The sequence below is a fragment of the Streptomyces sp. NPDC002306 genome (genome assembly GCF_053593435.1).
On sequence record NZ_JBSFCK010000012.1, the window covers coordinates 104,787 to 122,689 of the forward strand.

The 17,903-nt window shown below is 73.1% G+C and carries 16 protein-coding genes; 6 read left to right on the forward strand and 10 right to left on the reverse strand.

Going from position 1 to position 17,903, the window contains the following annotated elements; translation table 11 throughout:
* Positions 1-6 precede the first annotated feature (6 nt).
* The 4 genes from ACWCQK_RS23820 to ACWCQK_RS23835 are packed head-to-tail and all read right to left on the reverse strand — an operon-like array spanning position 7 to position 4,112.
* Positions 7-1,221 (reverse strand): sensor histidine kinase, encoded by a 1,215-nt coding sequence (locus tag ACWCQK_RS23820; RefSeq protein ID WP_451157992.1) that lies wholly within the window; start codon positions 1,219-1,221, stop codon positions 7-9.
* Entirely contained in the window at positions 1,218-2,945 is a 1,728-nt protein-coding gene (locus tag ACWCQK_RS23825) for a sodium/solute symporter (RefSeq protein ID WP_451157994.1), read from the reverse strand. Before ACWCQK_RS23825 ends, ACWCQK_RS23820 begins: the two co-directional genes overlap by 4 nt.
* A gap of 5 nt (positions 2,946-2,950) precedes the next feature.
* Complete coding sequence (locus tag ACWCQK_RS23830) at positions 2,951-3,346, reverse strand: hypothetical protein (protein ID WP_451157996.1); 396 nt, start codon at positions 3,344-3,346, stop codon at positions 2,951-2,953.
* A gap of 10 nt (positions 3,347-3,356) precedes the next feature.
* Positions 3,357-4,112: a LytR/AlgR family response regulator transcription factor gene (locus ACWCQK_RS23835; RefSeq protein ID WP_451157998.1), complete on the reverse strand. Its 756-nt coding sequence runs from the start codon at positions 4,110-4,112 to the stop codon at positions 3,357-3,359.
* 77 nt (positions 4,113-4,189) lie between these two features.
* On the opposite strand from ACWCQK_RS23835, the gene ACWCQK_RS23840 reads away from it, so the two are divergent.
* The 6 genes from ACWCQK_RS23840 (at position 4,190) to ACWCQK_RS23865 (ending at position 11,845) form a co-directional block, all read left to right on the forward strand.
* The gene (locus tag ACWCQK_RS23840; RefSeq protein WP_451158000.1) at positions 4,190-4,705 is read left to right on the forward strand and encodes an Lrp/AsnC family transcriptional regulator; all 516 of its coding nucleotides are present in this window, start codon (positions 4,190-4,192) and stop codon (positions 4,703-4,705) included.
* Positions 4,706-4,830: 125 nt separating this feature from the next.
* Positions 4,831-5,676, forward strand: a complete 846-nt coding sequence (gene ddaH, locus ACWCQK_RS23845; RefSeq protein ID WP_451158002.1) for a dimethylargininase — start codon at positions 4,831-4,833, stop codon at positions 5,674-5,676.
* Positions 5,676-6,914 (forward strand): ornithine--oxo-acid transaminase, encoded by a 1,239-nt coding sequence (gene rocD, locus ACWCQK_RS23850; RefSeq protein ID WP_451158004.1) that lies wholly within the window; start codon positions 5,676-5,678, stop codon positions 6,912-6,914. The genes ddaH and rocD overlap by 1 nt, the downstream gene beginning before the upstream one ends.
* Positions 6,915-7,096: 182 nt before the next feature.
* Positions 7,097-9,607, forward strand: coding sequence for a SpoIIE family protein phosphatase (locus ACWCQK_RS23855; RefSeq protein ID WP_451158006.1), 2,511 nt, complete (start codon positions 7,097-7,099; stop codon positions 9,605-9,607).
* 80 nt (positions 9,608-9,687) lie between these two features.
* On the forward strand, positions 9,688-10,917 hold the full coding sequence (locus ACWCQK_RS23860) for a PP2C family protein-serine/threonine phosphatase (RefSeq protein ID WP_451158008.1): 1,230 nt from the start codon (positions 9,688-9,690) through the stop codon (positions 10,915-10,917).
* 214 nt (positions 10,918-11,131) lie between these two features.
* Positions 11,132-11,845, forward strand: coding sequence for a lysophospholipid acyltransferase family protein (locus tag ACWCQK_RS23865; protein WP_451158010.1), 714 nt, complete (start codon positions 11,132-11,134; stop codon positions 11,843-11,845).
* A 113-nt stretch (positions 11,846-11,958) separates the two neighbouring features.
* Here the strand turns inward: ACWCQK_RS23865 and ACWCQK_RS23870 are convergent, their stop codons facing one another.
* From ACWCQK_RS23870 to ACWCQK_RS23895, 6 genes are all read right to left on the reverse strand, one after another.
* The gene (locus ACWCQK_RS23870; protein ID WP_451158012.1) at positions 11,959-13,554 is read right to left on the reverse strand and encodes an alpha/beta hydrolase; all 1,596 of its coding nucleotides are present in this window, start codon (positions 13,552-13,554) and stop codon (positions 11,959-11,961) included.
* Between the two features lie 127 nt (positions 13,555-13,681).
* Entirely contained in the window at positions 13,682-14,452 is a 771-nt protein-coding gene (locus ACWCQK_RS23875) for an urease accessory protein UreD (RefSeq protein ID WP_451158014.1), read from the reverse strand.
* A complete protein-coding gene (gene ureG / locus ACWCQK_RS23880) occupies positions 14,440-15,117 on the reverse strand; it encodes an urease accessory protein UreG (RefSeq protein ID WP_451158016.1) in 678 nt (225 codons plus the stop codon). Before ureG ends, ACWCQK_RS23875 begins: the two co-directional genes overlap by 13 nt.
* Before the next feature lie 83 nt (positions 15,118-15,200).
* On the reverse strand, positions 15,201-15,875 hold the full coding sequence (locus tag ACWCQK_RS23885; protein ID WP_451158018.1) for an urease accessory protein UreF: 675 nt from the start codon (positions 15,873-15,875) through the stop codon (positions 15,201-15,203).
* The gene (locus ACWCQK_RS23890) at positions 15,875-17,596 is read right to left on the reverse strand and encodes an urease subunit alpha (RefSeq protein ID WP_451158020.1); all 1,722 of its coding nucleotides are present in this window, start codon (positions 17,594-17,596) and stop codon (positions 15,875-15,877) included. Before ACWCQK_RS23890 ends, ACWCQK_RS23885 begins: the two co-directional genes overlap by 1 nt.
* On the reverse strand, positions 17,589-17,900 hold the full coding sequence (locus ACWCQK_RS23895; protein ID WP_451158022.1) for an urease subunit beta: 312 nt from the start codon (positions 17,898-17,900) through the stop codon (positions 17,589-17,591). The genes ACWCQK_RS23890 and ACWCQK_RS23895 overlap by 8 nt, the downstream gene beginning before the upstream one ends.
* Positions 17,901-17,903: the final 3 nt, after the last annotated feature.

A 17,903-nucleotide genomic window follows, 5' to 3' on the forward strand; every position in this document is an offset into this window, starting at 1 on the left:
GGTCGGTCACACCGGCCACACCTCGGTGAGCCGCCCCGCCGAGTGCACGCCCGGCTGGTATTTCGGCAGCCGGGCGGTGATCTTCATGCCCGCCCCGACGGCGGTCTCGATGACCAGGCCGTGGTCGTCGCCGTACACCTGCCGGAGCCGGTCGTCGACGTTCGACAGCCCGATGCCGCCGGACGGGCTGACCTCGCCGGCGAGGATGCGGCGCAGCAGGGCGGGGTCCATGCCCGCGCCGTCGTCCTCGATGACCACCAGGGCCTCGGCGCCCGCGTCCTGTGCGGTGATCTGGATGCGGCACTTGTCGGCCTTGCCCTCCAGGCCGTGCTTGACGGCGTTCTCGACGAGGGGCTGGAGGCAGAGGAAGGGCAGGGCCACCGGCAGCACCTCGGGGGCTATCTGGAGGGTGACGGAGAGACGGTCGCCGAAGCGGGCCCGGACCAGCGCCAGGTAGTGGTCGATGGCGTGGAGTTCGTCGGCGAGGGTGGTGAAGTCGCCGTGCCGGCGGAACGAGTAGCGGGTGAAGTCGGCGAACTCCAGCAGCAGCTCGCGGGCGCGCTCGGGGTCGGTGCGCACGAACGAGGCGATCACCGCGAGCGAGTTGAAGATGAAGTGCGGGGAGATCTGCGCGCGCAGTGCCTTGATCTCGGCCTCGATCAGCCGGGTCCGGGACTGGTCGAGGTCGGCGAGTTCCAGCTGTACGGAGACCCAGCGGGCGACCTCGCCGGCCGCCCGGGCCAGGACCGCCGACTCACGCGGCGCGCAGGCGACGAGCGCGCCGCGCACCCGGTCGTCGACGGTGAGCGGGGCGACGACGGCCCAGCGCACCGGGCAGTCGGGCGCCTCGCAGTCCAGCCGGAACGCCTCACCGCGGCCGGTCTCCAGCGGACCGGCGAGCCGTTCGCTGACCTCGGCGCGGTGATGGGAGCCGGCCCCGTCCCAGACGAGGACGTCCTGGTCGTCGGTGAGGCACAGCGCGTCCGTGCCGAGCAGCGAGCGCAGGGTGCGCGCCGAGCGGCGGGCCGTCTCCTCGGTGAGGCCCTCCCGCAGCGGCGGCGCGGCGAGGGCGGCGGTGTGCAGGGTCTGGAAGGTGGCGTGCTCGACGGGGGTGCCGAGCCCGCCCTGGCTCTCCGGTCGGGCGGTGCGCCGCCCCAGCCAGAAGCCCGCCGCCAGCAGGGGCAGGACGGCCACGCACAGGCCCGCCAGGAATCCGCTCACGCCTTCGCCTCCGCCCGCAGTTCCTCCGCGCGCAGCTCCTCCGGCAGATGGAACCGCGCCAGGATCGCCGCCGTCCCGGCCGGCACCCGGCCCGGGGTGGCGAGCGACACCAGCACCATGGTGAGGAAGCCCAGCGGTACGGACCACAGGGCCGGCCAGGCGAGCAGGGCGTGCAGGGCGCCGGTGCCCGGGAAGCCCGCCATGGTCGCGGCGACCGCCGCGAACGCCGAACCGCCGCCGACCAGCATCCCGGCCGCCGCGCCGGGCGGGGTCAGCCGCCGCCACCAGATGCCGAGGACGAGCAGCGGGCAGAACGACGACGCGGACACGGCGAAGGCGAGCCCGACCGCGTCGGCCACGGGCAGGCCGCCGACCAGGACGCTCGCCGCGAGGGGTACGGCCATGGCGAGCACCGTACCGAGCCGGAAGTGCCGTACGCCCCGGGCCGGGAGGACGTCCTGGGTGAGGACGCCGGCCACGGCCATGGTCAGGCCCGACGCCGTGGACAGGAACGCGGCGAACGCTCCCCCGGCGACCAGCGCCCCGAGCAGGTCGCCGCCGAGGCCGCCGATCATCCGTCCGGGCAGCAGCAGGACGGCGGCGTCCGCGTCCGAGGTGAGGGTGAGTTCGGGGGCGTAGAGGCGGCCCAGCGCGCCGTAGACCGGGGGCAGCAGGTAGAAGACGCCGATCAGGGCGAGGACCGCCACGGTGGTGCGGCGGGCGGCGACGCCGTGCGGGCTGGTGTAGAAGCGGACGACGACGTGCGGCAGGCCCATGGTGCCGAGAAAGGTGGCGAGGATCAGTCCGTAGGTGGCGTAGAGCGGCCGTTCGTCCCGGCTCGCGGCCAGTGAGGTCGACATGGCGCTGTTGCCGCCGCGGTCGGCCGCGGGGACCCTGGCGCCCGCGGCGAAGGTCAGCCGGGTTCCCTCCTGGACGCGGTGGGTGCCGGCCGGGAGGGTGAGCGGGGTGCCCTCGTGCGGGCGGCCGTCGACCGTGCCGGTGACGGTCACGGTCAGCGGCCGGTCCAGCTTCAGGTCGAGGGTGGCGTCGACCCGCACCGACCGCTGCGCGCGGAAGGCGGCGGGTTCCTCGAAGGCGTGCGCGGGTGCTCCGTCGCCCTGCCAGGCGAGGACCAGGAAGAGGGCGGGCACGAGGAGGGCGGTGAGCTTCAGCCAGTACTGGAAGGCCTGGACGAAGGTGATGCTGCGCATGCCGCCGGCGGCGACGGTCGCGACCACGACGACCGCCACGATGACTCCGCCGAGCATTCCGGGCGCTCCGGTCAGCACCGTCAACGTCAGTCCCGCGCCCTGGAGTTGAGGCAGCAGGTACAGCCAGCCGACCCCCACGACGAAGGCGCCCGCGAGTCGCCGGACGGCCTGGGAGGCGAGCCGGGCCTCGGCGAAGTCGGGCAGGGTGTAGGCGCCGGAGCGGCGCAGCGGGGCGGCGACGAAGAGCAGGAGGACCAGGTAGCCGGCGGTGTAGCCGACGGGGTACCAGAGCATGTCCGGGCCCTGGACCAGGACCAGGCCCGCGATGCCGAGGAAGGAGGCGGCGGAGAGGTACTCGCCGCTGATGGCGGCCGCGTTGAGGCGGGGGCCGACGGTGCGGGAGGCGACGTAGAAGTCGGAGGTGGTGCGGGATATCCGCAGGCCGAAGGCGCCGACCAGGACGGTGGCGACGACGACGAGGGCGACCGCGGGCACGGCGTAGCTGGAGTTCACGGCGGTCAGCGGTCCTCGACGAGGAGCACGAAGTCCCGCTCGTTGCGTTCGGCCCGGCGTACGTACCAGCGGGCGAGCAGGATGAGCGGCGCGTACAGGCAGAAGCCGAGGACCGCCCATTCGAGGCGGCGGGCGTCCGGCATGGCCGCGAAGAGCAGCGGCAGTGGGCCGACGAACAGGATGAGGACCGCGAACACGCCCAGCGCGGCCCGTAGTTGGGTGCGCATGAGGGAGCGTACGTAGGTGTGGCCGAGGGTGGTCTGCTCGTCGATCTCGGTGCGGGGCCGGTAGGAGCCGGAGGGCTGGGGGTACCACCCGCGCGAGCGGTGCCGGGTGTGGGGGCCGGTGCGGCGCGGCGGGCCGGTGACGACGACCCGGCGCTCGGCGGGTTCCTGGGGCATGCGGTCCTTCCTAGCTCGTCGTCCGGCGCATCAGCAGGTCGCGCAGCTCACGGGCGTGGCGCCGGCTGACCTGGAGTTCCTCGGCGCCGACCCGGACGCTCACCGTACCTGCGTCCAGGCGGAGTTCGCCGATGTGGCGCAGCGCGACGAGGTGGCGGCGGTGGATGCGGACGAAGCCGCGCGAGCGCCAGCGTTCCTCCAGGGTGGACAGCGGGATGCGCACGAGGTGGCTGCCGCGGGACGTGTGCAGCCGGGCGTAGTCGCCGTGGGCCTCGACATGGGTGATGTCGTCGACGGCGACGAAGCGGGTCACGCCGCCGAGTTCGACGGGCAGCTGGTCGGGGTCGGGTTCGCGCACGGGGATCCGGGCCGGGGTCCCGCGCAGTTCGGCGGCGCGGCGGACCGCCTCGCCGAGGCGTTCCTTGCGGACGGGTTTGAGCACGTAGTCGACGGCCTTGAGGTCGAAGGCCTGGACGGCGAAGTCCTCGTGGGCGGTGACGAACACGACCAGCGGGGGGCGGGCGAATCCGGTCAGCAGCCGGGCCAGGTCGAGACCGTCGAGACCGGGCATGTGGATGTCGAGGAAGACCACGTCGATCGCCTCGGGCCCGTGCGGGCCGGACTCCAGCGCGCGGTTGAGGCGGCGCAGCGCCTCGGTCGCGTCCCCGGCGCCCTCCACGCTGCCGATCCTGGGGTCGGCGGTCAGCAGGTACAGCAGTTCCTCGAGCGAGGGGCGTTCGTCGTCGACGGCGAGGGCGCGCAGCATGAAGGTGGAGTGTAGGAGCAATCCGTACGTCTGGACATGTGCCCGGCGTGCGCGTTCGCGCTGGATAAGGTGCCGCCATGAACAGCAGGCCCACGCCGTTCGACGAGCTCGACCGGAAGATTCTCACCGCGCTCATGGCCAACGCCCGTACCAGTTTCGCCGAGATCGGCGCGATGGTCGGCCTGTCCGCGACGGCGGTCAAGCGCCGGGTGGACCGGCTCCGGGAGACGGGCGTGATCACCGGGTTCACGGCCACCGTGAAGCCGTCGGCGCTGGGCTGGGCCACGGAGGCGTACGTCGAGGTGTACTGCGAGGGCGCGGCCCCGCCCCGGCGGCTCGCGGAGGTCGTGCGCAACCATCCGGAGATCACCGCGGCGATGACGGTGACGGGCGGCGCGGACGCGCTGCTGCACGTGCGGGCCAGGGATGTGGACCACTTCGAGGAGGTGCTGGAGCGGATCCGCACGGAGCCGTTCATCCGGAAGACGATCAGTGTGATGGTGCTGTCCCACCTGCTGCCGGAGAGCCCGGAGGCGGGTGCGAACCAGCCGGCGCCGCCGGAGACCGAGCTGAACGCAGCAGATGTGCGCTGACCGGCCGAAAGACGCAGCGATATTGCGCGAACACGCAGGTTTCATTGCTTGTCGTACGGTTCGGTCACTTCCTACCTTGGTGTCAACCCTGACTCCACACCGTTAGGAAGCGGAGGAAACCCTCTGTGCCCGACAGCCGTGTGCCGCGCTCCCGGCGCTTCCTCGTCTGCGAACCCAGACACTTCGCCGTGCAGTACGCCATCAATCCCTGGATGCATCCCGACACCCGTGTCGACGTCGACCTGGCCCAGGAGCAGTGGCAGGCGCTGATCAGCGCCTACCGTGCCCATGGCCACACCGTCGACTCGGTGGAGCCGGTGGCCGGCCTGCCGGACATGGTCTTCGCCGCGAACTCGGCGGTCGTCGTCGGCGGCCGTGTGTTCGGCTCCCTCTTCCACGCGCCCGAGCGGCGCCCCGAGTCCCTCCACTACGACACGTGGTTCAAGACGGCGGGCTTCGACGTCCACCGGCCCGAGTCCGTCTGCGAGGGCGAGGGCGACCTGGTCTGGACGGGCCGGTACGTGCTGGCCGGCACCGGATTCCGTACGACCCGGGAGGCACACCGCGAGGTGCAGGAGTTCTTCGGGCACCCGGTGGTCAGCCTGACGCTGGTGGACCCGTACTTCTACCACCTGGACACGGCGCTGTTCGTCCTCGGCGCCTCCTCCGGCGACGCCGAGGGCGGCTCCGGCGACGCCGACAACATCGTCTACTACCCGGAGGCGTTCTCCCCCGGCAGCCGTGAGGTGCTCGCGCGCCTGTTCCCGGACGCGGTCCTGGCGACCCGCGAGGACGCGCTGGCCTGGGGTCTGAACTCGGTGTCCGACGGCCGTCACGTCTTCATCGCGCCGCAGGCCGAGGCGCTGGCCGCCCGGCTCGACGCCCACGGCTACGTCCCCGTCCCCGTCGACCTGTCCGAGTTCCACAAGGCCGGCGGTGGCATCAAGTGCTGCACCCAGGAGATCCGCTGATGACCGCACCCGCCCGCACGCTCCGGGAGAGCCGCACCTCCGCCGAACTGATCCGCGCGGAGGAGCCCGTCCTCGCGCACAACTACCACCCGCTGCCCGTGGTCGTGGCCCGCGCCGAGGGCACCTGGGTCGAGGACGTCGAGGGGCGCCGCTATCTCGACATGCTGGCCGGCTACTCGGCGCTCAACTTCGGCCATCGCCACCCGGCGCTGGTCGAGGCGGCCCACCGTCAGCTCGACCGGCTCACCCTCACCTCGCGCGCGTTCCACAACGACCGGCTCGCCGAGTTCGCCGAGCGGCTCGCGGCGCTGACCGGCCTGGACATGGTGCTGCCCATGAACACGGGCGCGGAGGCGGTCGAGAGCGGCATCAAGGTGGCCCGCAAGTGGGCCTACGAGGTGAAGGGCGTACCCGCCGACCAGGCCACGATCGTGGTCGCGGCGGACAACTTCCACGGCCGTACGACGACCGTCGTCGGCTTCTCGACGGACGAGAGCGCCCGGGCCGGCTTCGGCCCCTTCACCCCCGGCTTCCGGGTGGTGCCCTACAACGACCTCGCGGCGCTGGAGGCGGCGGTCGACGAGACGACGGCCGCCGTGCTGATCGAGCCGATCCAGGGCGAGGCGGGCGTGGTCGTCCCGGACGACGGCTATCTGGCCGGGGTCCGCGCGCTGACCCGGCGCCGGAACTGTCTGTTCGTCGCGGACGAGATCCAGTCGGGCCTGGGCCGCACCGGCCGCACCCTCGCCGTCGAGCACGAGGGGGTCCTCCCTGACGTCCTGCTGCTGGGCAAGGCGCTGGGCGGCGGCATCGTGCCGGTGTCGGCGGTGGTGGCCGACCGGGAGGTGCTGGGCGTGCTGCGGCCGGGCGAGCACGGTTCGACGTTCGGCGGCAACCCGCTCGCCGCGGCGGTCGGCACGGCCGTCGTCGAGCTGCTGGAGTCGGGCGAGTTCCAGCGCCGGGCCGCCGAGCTGGGCACGGTCCTGCGGGACGGTCTGACCGGGCTGGTCGGCCGCGGTGTGGTCGGCTTCCGCGCCCGCGGGCTGTGGGCGGGCGTCGACGTGGACCCCGCCATCGGCACCGGCCGCGAGATCAGCGAGCGCCTGATGCGTGAGGGCGTCCTGGTCAAGGACACCCACAGCTCCACGATCCGGCTGGCGCCCCCGCTGACGATCACCAGGGAGGAACTGGAGGGGGCGCTCGCGAGCCTGGGCCAGGTGCTCACCCGCGCGGCCTGACGCCGGTCCTCCCACGGCGCACCGCCCGCCCTCCCACGGCGCACCGCCCGTTCGGTCCGCCGCGGCCCGGGCGGGCGGTGCGCCGTCCGCACCCCGAGGTGGTGCGGGCGCCGCCCCGGGGGTGAAGGGTGAAGACTGAGTCACGAGGTGGTGGAGCACCGCCAACGACAGAGAGGTCGGCCGTGGGCGCATACGAGGACCACGACGTCGCTCGCCGGCGCTTCGACGTCGCCGACGCCGCACCCCTGCTGCTCGACGGCCGCGGCGTGGTGACGAGCTGGACCGAAGACGCCCGGCGGCTGCTGGAGTACCCGGCCGCCGAGGCGGTGGGCCGGCGCCTGACGGACCTGCTGGCGCCTCGGGACGCGGTGCGGGTGCCGGAGCTGGTCGAGCGGTCCCTGGCCGGCGGCTGGGCGGGGCTGCTGACGGCCCGGCGCCGGGACGGGCGACCGGTGCGGGTCATGGCCCGGATCACCCCGGTCGAGGAGAGCGCGGGGATCACCCCGGTCGAGGGGAGCGCGGGGATCACCCCGGTCGAGGGGAGCGCGGGCCCGGACCGGCTGCTGGTGCTGCTGTCGGACCTCTCCGGTTCCCCCGGCTGGGACATGAGCCGCGCCACGCTGGAGCAGCTGGTCGAGCGGTCCCCGATCGGCATCGCGATCGTGGACCGGGATCTGCGCTTCGTGTGGTCGAACGAGGCCCTGGCGCGCTTCGGCGGCGGGTCGCCGCAGCAGCGGCTGGGGCTCAGGCTGGCGGACGTCCAGCCGGGCCTGGACGCCGGGCCGGTGGAGGCCCGGATGCGGCACGTGCTCGCGACCGGCGAGTCGGTGACGGGCTACGAGCACGTGGGCCACGTGCGGTCCTCGCCGCACCGGGAGACCGCGCAGATGCTGTCGTTCACCCGGCTCGACGACGAGCACGGCCACCCGGTGGGCGTGTACTACACGGTCGTGGACATCACCGACCGGCACCGCGCGCGCCGTCGCCTGGCGCTGCTCGACCGGGCCGGCGAGCGCATCGGCCGCAGCCTGGACATCATGCGCACCGCGCAGGAACTGGCCGACGTGGTGGTGCCGGGGTTCGCCGACCATGTCACCGTCGACCTGCTGGAGCCGGTCCTGCGCGGCGCCGAGCTCACCCCCGGGCCGCTGAACGACGTGGATCCGCTCCAGCTGCGCCGGGCCGCCCGGCAGTCGGTGCTCGACGAGGCGTCCGAGGCCGTCGTCGCCGTCGGGCAGACGGCCTCCTACGTACCCGGCTCGCCGCTGGTGCGCTGTCTGTCCACGGGCACGTCGTGGCGCGAGGAGCGCCCCGACCCGCAGGCCGGGCAGTGGGCGGCGAACACACCGGGCGGCCGGGACGCCACCTTCCTGGAGCCGGGGCTGCACAGCGTGCTGATCGTGCCGCTGCGCGCGCGGGGCGTCACCCTGGGCGTGACCACGTTCTTCCGGCGCCACCCCCAGGAGCCCTTCGACCAGGACGACCTGGTACTGGCCGAGGACATCGTCTCCCGGGCGGCCGTGTGCGTCGACAACGCCCGCCTCTACACCCGGGAACGCGGAGCCGCGCTGGTCCTCCAGCGCGATCTGCTGCCGCACCGCCTGCCCGAGCAGGACGCGGTGGAAGCGTCCGCCTGTTACCGGCCCGCCGACGAGCTGACGGGGCTCGGCGGCGACTGGTACGACCTCATCACGCTGTCCGGCGCGCGCGTGGCCCTCGTGGTGGGCGAGGTGCCGGGGCACGGGATCCACGCGGCCGCGGCCATGGGCCGGCTGCGGACCGCCGTACGGACCCTGGCCGCGCTGGATCTGCCGCCCGACGAGGTGCTCGCGCATCTGGACGACCTGGCCGCGCTGACGGACCGCGAGGAGCCCTTCGAGGAGGCCGCCGAGGAGGGCCGCGGCCGGACCCTGGGCGCCGGCTGTCTGTACGTCGTCTACGACCCGGTCGACGGCCGGTGTGTGATGGCGGGCGCGGGCCAGCCCGCGCCCGCCGTGATCCGGCCGGACGGGACCGTCACGTTCGTGGACCTTCCCCAGGGGCCGCCGCTGGGCGTGGGCGGTCCGCCGTTCGAGTCGGTCGAACTGAAGCTGGCCGAGGGCAGCACGCTCGCGCTGCACACCGACGGTCTGCTGGCGGGCGGTGAGCCGGAGTGGGCCGTGGACGCGGTGCAGGACCGGCTGCGCGCGGCCCTGGAGTCCTCGGCGGACTCGCTGGACGTCTTCTGCCGCACCGTGGTGGAGGCGCTCGCCCCGAGCCGCCCGCACGACGACGTCGCCCTGCTCATGGCCCGTACCCGGCGGCTGGACGCCGATCAGGTCGCGGACTGGGAGCTGCCCGCCGACCCGGCGGTGGTCTGCGACGCCCGCCGGGAGGTGAACGGGCAACTGTCGCGGTGGGGGCTCGACGCACTGACGTTCACCACGGAACTGGTCGTCAGCGAACTGGTCACCAACGCCATCCGGTACGCGACCGGGCCGATCCGGCTGCGGCTGATCCGGGAACGCGCCCTGGTCTGCGAGGTCTTCGACGGCGGTGCCACGGCCCCGCATCTGCGCCATCCCCGCACCACGGACGAGGGCGGCCGCGGGCTGCTGCTGGTCTCCCAGGTCGCCCAGCGGTGGGGAACGCGCTTCGTCCCGGACGGGAAGATCATCTGGGCCGAGCAGTCACTGACGGTCCCCTCGGTGTGACCATCTGTTCGGCGAACAGCGCCCCACGCGTCCCACCTCGTGCGAAACTGGCGCACATACCGTCAGATGGGTCGTACGCCATGAACGACACGGCGATCGAGTACGCGAGCGTGTTCCAGTCCCTGCCCGGCATGGTCGCGCTGCTGACGCCCGACCTGGTGTACGCGGACGCCAACGAGGAGTTCCTGCGGGTGGCCGGGCGCAGCCGCGAACAGGTCGTCGGCCGGCACCTCTTCGAGGTCTTCCCCGACAACCCGAACGACCCCGCCGCGACGGGCGTGCGCAATCTGGGGGCCTCGCTGTGCCGGGTGCTCGCCACCGGCGAGCGGGACGCCATGGCCCTGCAACGGTACGACGTGGCCGACCCCGACCGGCCCGGCCAGTGGCAGGAGCGCTACTGGAGCCCGGTCAACGCGCCCGTGTTCGACGCGGACGGGAAGGTCGTGCTGCTGGTGCACCGCGTGGAGGAGGTCACCGAACTGATCCGGGCGCGCGGCGGCCCCGGTGGCACCCGGACCCGGGTGCTGGAGGCAGAGCTGTACACGCGGGCCCGTGAACTCCAGGACCTCAACGAGCGGCTGCGCCGGGCCCACGCGCGGGAGCGCGAGGTGGCGATCGCGCTCCAGGAGGCGATGCTGCCGGCCCGCAGACAGGTCGGCGACCACCGGGCCGCCGTGCGCTACCGGCCCGCGGTCGGCGCGCTGAACGTGTGCGGCGACTGGTACGACCTGGTCGATCTGGTGGGCGGCAACCGCATCGGTGTCTCGGTCGGTGACGTGGTGGGCCACGGGCTGGCGGCCGCCGGGGTCATGGGCCAGCTGCGCAGCGCGCTGAGCGCGGCCTCCCGGGCCGCCGAGGGGCCCGCCCAGGCGCTGAACGTCCTGGGGCGTTACGCCCACGTCGTCGACGGCGCGGAGTCGGCCACGGCCGTCTCGACGTTCATCGACTTCGAGCACCGCACGATCACCTACAGCAGCGCCGGACATCCCCCGCCCGTGCTGGCGCACCCGGACGGGCGGACGGAGTTCCTGGACCGGGCGACCGATCCGCCGCTCGACGCCGCTCCGCAGCCGCTCCCCCGGCCACAGGCCGGCACCACGTACACCGAGGGCGCCACGCTCGTCCTGTACACCGACGGCCTGGTCGAGCGTCGAGGCGAGGACATCGACGTCGGCCTGGCCCGTCTGGCGGAGTCCCTGCGCCGCCACCGCGCCCAGGCCCCGGAGCGCCTGGCGGACTCCGTCCTGCTGGAGCTGCTGCCGCCCGGGGGCGCGACCGACGACACCGCGCTGGTCGTCGTGCGCCTGTGACCGCGTGGCCCCGGGACGCAGGACGACGGGACGGCAGGCGGCAGTGACGGCGGGACCGCGACGTTCCGGTGACAGGGCGTCAGCGGGCCGCGCCGAGCGGGCCGCGAGCGGTTCCCCGCGACGGCGCCTGCACCTACACTGCACCCCACGACGTCCCGGTTGACCTGCTGGAACGCGGCGGTCGTCACGATCCGCCGGATGGAGGAGCGCTCCCTTGTTCTACTACCTGCTCAAGTACGTGGTGCTGGGACCGCTGCTGAGAGTGCTCTTCCGGCCCCGGATCGAGGGACTGGAGCACGTACCGGCGTCGGGCGCCGCCATCGTCGCGGGCAACCATCTGTCGTTCGCGGACCACTTCCTGATGCCCGCGATCATCAAGCGGCGCATCACCTTCCTCGCGAAGGCCGAGTACTTCACCGGGCCGGGCATCAAGGGCCGGTTGATCGCGGCGTTCTTCCGCAGCGCCGGGCAGATCCCGGTCGACCGGTCGGGCAAGGACGCGGGGCAGGCCGCGATCCGCGAGGGGCTCGGCGTGCTGCGCAAGGGCGAGCTGCTGGGCATCTATCCGGAGGGCACCCGCTCGCACGACGGGCGGCTCTACAAGGGCAAGGTCGGCGTCGCGGTGATGGCCCTCAAGGCCGGAGTGCCGATCATCCCCTGCGCGATGATCGGCACTTTCGAGGCGCAGCCGCCGGGCCGGGTCGTGCCGCGCATCCACCCGGTGGCGATCCGCTTCGGCGAGCCGCTCGACTTCTCCCGCTATGCCGGCATGGAGAACGAGAAGGCCGTCCTGCGCGCCGTCACCGACGAGCTGATGTACCAGATCCTGGCGCTGTCCGAGCAGGAGTACGTCGACCGGTACGCGGCCGTGGTCAAGGCCGAACTGGTCGAACGGGAGCGCAGGTTCCCGCGGATGCCACTGAGCTGACCCGGTCCGCGGGCCGACCGGGCCGGCCGGCGGTGCGAACGGGCGAGGGGCGGCGGGTGTCGTCCCCGCCGCCCCTCGCCTACGTACGACCCTCGCCTACGTACGACCCTCGCCTACGGCTTCGGTGTGGCGTGCGGCGCGCAGGTCACGTCCGCGGTGTCCACCTTGCCGGTGAGCAGGTAGGTGTCGACCCTGCTGTTGACGCAGGGGTTGACCAGGCCGGTCACACCGTGCGATCCGGCGGCCTTCTCGGTGATCAGACGCGAGCCCTTGAACCGCTTGTGCAGTTCGACGGCGCCCACGTACGGCGTGGCCGCGTCCCGCTGGGACTGCACGATCAGCACCGGCGGCAGACCGTTGCCGGTCTTGACGTTCAGCGGGGTCTGCTGCTTGGCGGGCCAGGTGGCGCAGGGCAGGTTCATCCACGCGTTGGCCCACGTCATGAACGGGTAGTCCTTGTGCAGCCGCGTGTTGTCGCGGTCCCACTTCTTCCAGCTGGTCGGCCACTGCGCGTCGGCGCACTCGACGGCCGTGTAGACGGCGTTGCCGTTCTCCGACGCGATGTTGCCCGCGGTGTCGGACAGGTCGGGGGCGGCCGCGTCGACGAGCGCCTGGGTGTCACCGGCGACGTACTGGCTGAACACGGTGGCGACCGGCACCCACGAGGAGTCGTAGTACGGGGCGCTCTGGAAGAAGGAGATCAGCTCGGCCGGGCCCACGACCCCGCCGAGGGGGCTCTTCTTCGCGGTGGCGCGCAGGGCCAGCCACTTCGCCTGGACCGCCGCGCGGGTGGTGCCGAGGTGGAAGGTGGAGTCGTTGGCGGCGACCCAGTCCTGCCAGTCCTTCCAGCGGCCCTCGAAGGCGATGTCCTGCTCCAGGTTGGCCTGGTACCAGATGTTCTCGCGCTCCGGGTTGACGACGCTGTCGACGATCATGCGCCGGACGTGGCCCGGGAACAGCGTGCCGTAGACGGCGCCGAGGTACGTGCCGTAGGAGACGCCCAGGAAGTTGAGCTTCCGCTCGCCGAGCGCGGCGCGGATGACGTCCAGGTCGCGGGCGGTGTTCGGCGTGGTCATGTGCGGCAGCATCGCGCCGCTGCGCTCGTGGCAGCCGTCCGCGTACTCGGCGGCGAGTTTGCGCTGCGCCCGCTTGTCCGCCTCGGTGTCCGGCACCGGGTCGGCCTTGGGCGCCTTGACGAACTCCTGGGGGTCGACACAGGAGATGGGCGTGGAGTGCCCGACGCCACGCGGGTCGAAGCCCACGAAGTCGTACGCCTTGGACGTGTTGACCCACAGGGCGCTCTTGGTGGTGACGCGGCGCGGGAACCTGAGGCCGGAGCCACCGGGTCCGCCCGGGTTGTAGATGAGCGCGCCCTGACGCTCGCTCTTCGTGCCGGTGTTGCCGATGCGGTCGACGGCGAGCTTGATCTTCTTGCCGTCGGGCCTGGCGTAGTCGAGCGGAACCGTCACGTAACCGCACTGGATCGGCTTCTCCAGGCCCCAGTCCGCGGGGCAGTCCTGCCAGTCGATGCCCGCCTTCGCGGCCCTGGCCGCGGCGATCGCGGCGCCACGGGCCTCGCGGTTCTGCGGGTGGCGGTTGTCGGCGCTCGCCGTGGGCGCCGCGACGGCGCCGGCTATCAGGGTCGCGGCGACGAGCGCCCCGGCCGATCCGAGCGCGGCGGTCCGCTTCCTCGCTCTGTTGTCCCTCAAGTGGGCCCCTCCCCGTACCTGGTGTCGAAAGGTAGGGGGATCCTCGCGGCTGTGAGGACCCTGAGAACAGGGTTTGTTGACCTTCTTTGCCAATCCGATAACCGGAGAAGTGTGTCCCGCTGACCGGTTATCGGCCAAAGGTCGCGAGTGCCTCGTCCAGGATCCGGCGCAGCCGCAGCGCGTCCGCGGCGACCGCGGTCACCAACGCGCCCGGCCCGGCGAGCGGGACCACGGCCGCCCCTTCGCCCAGCATCCGGGCCGCGACCGGCTCGTTCGTGAACTCCGGACGCACGACGACCAGTTGTCCCACGGCGCGATGCCCGGCCAGCACGGCGGGACCGTCCCAGCCGCCCGGCGCGCCCGGCCCGCAGGCGAGTTCCTGGTCGAGCAGGGGCCGCCCGTCGACCCGCACGGTCAGACGGCTGGTGAGCGTCCCGGGTTCCTCACCCACGCGTCCGAGCACCTGCTCCTCACGCAGTACGAGCCGGGCGGAACCGGCCAGACCGACCCGGGTGGTGACATACAGCTCACTGCCGCCCGCCGAGATCAACTGCTCCGGCATCCAGTGGAGTTCGCCTCCGTCGGCCACGTCGAGCCGTACGTCGTAGCGGGCGTGCCCTTTGGCCTGACCCGGCAGCGCGATGGTGGCGGCGGCCGACCCGACGCGCAGCCGGGCCCCGCTCTCCACCTCGGCGTGGACGGCGAGACGGTCGCCTCCCAGCGGCCCGCTCATCGCGCCGACGAGCAGGACGCGCGCCTCGCCGCCGCTCCCCCGGGTGCGCCGCAGCGCGAGCGGTCCGTCGCTGTCGAGCACGGGCAGGGAGGTGCCGCCGCGGCCGTCGTCGCGCGCGACGATCCTGGCGGTGGCCCGGACCCCGCTCCCGGTCACGCCGCCCACGCGGCGAGCCGCGCCCGCACCCAGCCGGCGACGTCCCGTACCCCGTCCGCGCCGCGCAACGACTGGAACACGACCGGCAGTTCGCCTCGCTGCGCCTTGGCGTCGGCGGCCATCCGCGCGAGATCGGAACCCACGTACGGCGCGAGGTCGGTCTTGTTGACGACCAGCAGGTCGGCGGTGGTCACGCCCGGGCCGCCCTTGCGCGGGATGTCGTCGCCGCCGGCGACGTCGATCACGAAGATCTGGGCGTCGACGAGCCCCCGGGAGAAGGTGGCGGTGAGGTTGTCCCCGCCGGACTCGACCAGGATCAGGTCCAGCGGCCCCACCTCGTCCTCCAGGTCCTCCACCGCTTCCAGGTTCGCGGAGATGTCGTCACGGATCGCCGTGTGCGGGCACGCCCCCGTCTCCACGGCGGTGATCCGTTCGGGCGGCAGCACCGCCTCGCGCAGCAGGAACTCGGCGTCCTCGCGGGTGTAGATGTCGTTGGTGACGACCGCGAGCGACAGCTCCTCGCGCAAAACACGGCAGAGAGCCGCGACGGTGGCGGTCTTGCCCGACCCGACCGGACCGCCGAGACCGATCCGCAGGGCCCGGCGCCGCCCGTCCGGACGACGCGCGTCGGCGCTGACGGCGGACGGGCCGTCATGGGGGTGGTCGAGATGCATGGAGCGCTCCTCATCCTCGTTCCGACATACCTTCTCGTACGACGCCCCGCGCGGGCTCGTACGACGCCCGCGCGGGGTTCCTCCTACGACGCGAACAGCCGGACCGGCCAGGCGGCGTGCGCCTCGGCGCTGATCTCCAGCAGGGGCGCCGAGGCCGCGGGCAGCGCCTCGACCCCGTCGTCGGGCACCCGCCGGGCCGCCTCGACGGCCCGGTCGGCCACCCGGTCCAGCTCCGGCGCCAGCCGGGCCAGCACCGCGGTGGCGTCGAACGGGTCCAGACCGAGCAGCCGCACCGTCGCCGTGGCCGGACCGCCGACGCTCTCGTACGCCGCGCAGTAGGCGGCGTCCACGGCCGCGAGCCCGGCCGCCCGGGCCACGAGTCCCAGTACCACCGGCTGATGCGCCCCCTTGGGGAACTCCCGTGCCAGAGCGTCGAGTTCGGCGGACGGCCAGGTCGCCCGGGCGGCCCGTGTCAGCTGCCGCCCCAGCTTCCGCGCCGCGACCCGCAGCGCGGGGGACGGCGTACGGGCGTCCGCCGCCGCGTCCAGCTCGACCGGGTCCACCCCGAGCGCGGCCGCGGCGGCGAGGCCCGCCGCCACCAGTCCTGCGGTGTGCAGCCGTCCCCGGGCGAAGTCCTCGAGACTCGCCGCTCCCGTGATCCGCCCGGCCCTGACGGCCGCCTCGGCCCCGCCGGAATGCGCGTGCCCTCCGGCGGGGAAGCGGCCGTCGGCCAGGACGAGCAGTGCTCCCGTGGCCATCAGAAGAGGAAATACCGCTGGGCCATGGGCAGTTCGGCGGCCGGGGTGGCCTCGACCAGTTCGCCGTCGATGTACACGGCGAAGCTGTCGGGATCGACCCGGACCCGCGGCCGGGCGTCGTTCTCACGCATGTCGGCCTTGGTCACCCCCCGCGTGGACTCGATCGCCACGAACCGCTTCCCCAGCTGGAGCCGCTCCGGCAGCCCGTCCTCGACGGCGAGCGGTGCCACGAAGTTGACCGAGTTGGCGGCGGGTGCCCGCCCGATCGCCCCGTACATCGGGCGCGGCAGGATCGGCTGCGGGGTCGGGATCGAGGCGTTCGCGTCGCCCATCTGCGCGTACGCGATCTGGCCGCCCTTGATGACGAGGTGCGGCTTGACGCCGAAGAACGCCGGTTCCCACAGCACCAGGTCGGCGAGCTTGCCGCTCTCCACGGAACCGATCTCGCGGGCGAGCCCCTGGGCGAGCGCCGGGTTGATCGTGTACTTGGCGACATAGCGGCGTACCCGGCGGTTGTCCGCCCGCCCGTCCCCGGGGAGCGCGCCCCGCCGCCGTTTCATGACATGGGCCGTCTGCCAGGTCCGCAGCACGACCTCGCCGACGCGTCCCATGGCCTGGGAGTCGGAGGAGATGATCGAGATCGCGCCGAGGTCGTGGAGGATGTCCTCCGCGCCGATCGTCGACGGCCGGATCCGGGACTCGGCGAACGCCAGGTCCTCCGGCACCGCCGGGTTGAGGTGGTGACACACCATCAGCATGTCGAGGTGTTCCTCGGCGGTGTTGACGGTGAACGGCCGGGTCGGGTTCGTCGAGCTCGGCAGCACGTGCGGCTCGGAGACCACGGTCATGATGTCCGGAGCGTGCCCGCCGCCCGCCCCCTCGGTGTGGTACGCGTGGATCCCGCGTCCGGCGATCGCGGCGAGTGTGTCGCCCACGAATCCCGCCTCGTTCAGGGTGTCCGTGTGGATCGCGACCTGGATGCCGGTGCGTTCGGCGACGGTCAGCGAGGCGTCGATGACGGCCGGGGTGGATCCCCAGTCCTCGTGCAGCTTCAGTCCGAGTGCTCCGCCGCGGATCTGGGACAGCATCGCCTCGTGGGAGACGGTGTTGCCCTTGCCGAGGAAGCCGATGTTGAGCGGGTAGCCCTCCATCGCCTCCAGCATCCGTGCCAGGTGCCAGGGCCCGGGCGTCACGGTGGTCGCCTTGGAGCCCTCGGCCGGTCCGGTGCCGCCGCCGACCAGGGTGGTGATGCCCGCGGACAGCGCCTCGTCGGCGATCTGCGGACAGATGAAGTGGACGTGCGCGTCGACGGCGCCCGCGGTGAGGATCCGCCCGTTGCCCGCGATCACCTCGGTCTCCGGACCGATGACGAGATCCGGGTGCACACCGTCCATGGTGTCCGGGTTGCCCGCCTTGCCGATACCGGTGATCCGCCCGTCCCGGATGCCGACGTCGGCCTTGACGATCCCCCAGTGGTCGACGATCACCGCACCCGTGACGACGGTGTCCGGGGTGCCGTCCGCGCGCGTGGCGCGTGCCTGGCCCATGGATTCGCGGATGACCTTGCCGCCGCCGAACACGGCTTCGTCACCGGCCAGTCCGGGGCCGCCGCAGCGGTCCTCCTCGATCTCGATCAGCAGGTCGGTGTCGGCGAGCCGGATGCGGTCACCCGTCGTGGGGCCGAACAGGTCGGCGTACGCGGCGCGTGAGATCTCAGGCATCGAGGGCACCTCCGGTCTCCCCGCGCAGACCGGGCACGACGCGGGCGCCGGCGAGCGGGACGAGTTCGACCTCGACGGGGATCCCGGGTTCGAAGCGCACGGCGGTACCCGCGGCGACGTTCAGCCGCTTGCCGCGGGCGGCACCGCGATCGAAGTCCAGTCCGGGGTTGGCCTCGGCGAAGTGGTAGTGGGAGCCGACCTGGACGGGCCGGTCCGCGGCGTTGAGGACGGTCAGCCGGGTGACCTCGCGGCCCTCGTTGTAGACGATCGGGTCGTCCGAGAACAGGAACTCTCCGGGAATCAAGGC

Coding starts and splice junctions, on each gene's coding strand:
- ACWCQK_RS23840 (WP_451158000.1), top strand. CDS start 4,190: ATGAACAGCAGGCCCACGCCGTTCGACGAGCTCGACCGGAAGATTCTC.
- ACWCQK_RS23835 (WP_451157998.1), bottom strand. CDS start 4,112: ATGCTGCGCGCCCTCGCCGTCGACGACGAACGCCCCTCGCTCGAGGAA.
- ACWCQK_RS23860 (WP_451158008.1), top strand. CDS start 9,688: ATGAACGACACGGCGATCGAGTACGCGAGCGTGTTCCAGTCCCTGCCC.
- ACWCQK_RS23890 (WP_451158020.1), bottom strand. CDS start 17,596: ATGCCTGAGATCTCACGCGCCGCGTACGCCGACCTGTTCGGCCCCACG.
- ACWCQK_RS23885 (WP_451158018.1), bottom strand. CDS start 15,875: ATGGCCACGGGAGCACTGCTCGTCCTGGCCGACGGCCGCTTCCCCGCC.
- ureG (WP_451158016.1), bottom strand. CDS start 15,117: ATGCATCTCGACCACCCCCATGACGGCCCGTCCGCCGTCAGCGCCGAC.
- rocD (WP_451158004.1), top strand. CDS start 5,676: ATGACCGCACCCGCCCGCACGCTCCGGGAGAGCCGCACCTCCGCCGAA.
- ACWCQK_RS23830 (WP_451157996.1), bottom strand. CDS start 3,346: ATGCCCCAGGAACCCGCCGAGCGCCGGGTCGTCGTCACCGGCCCGCCG.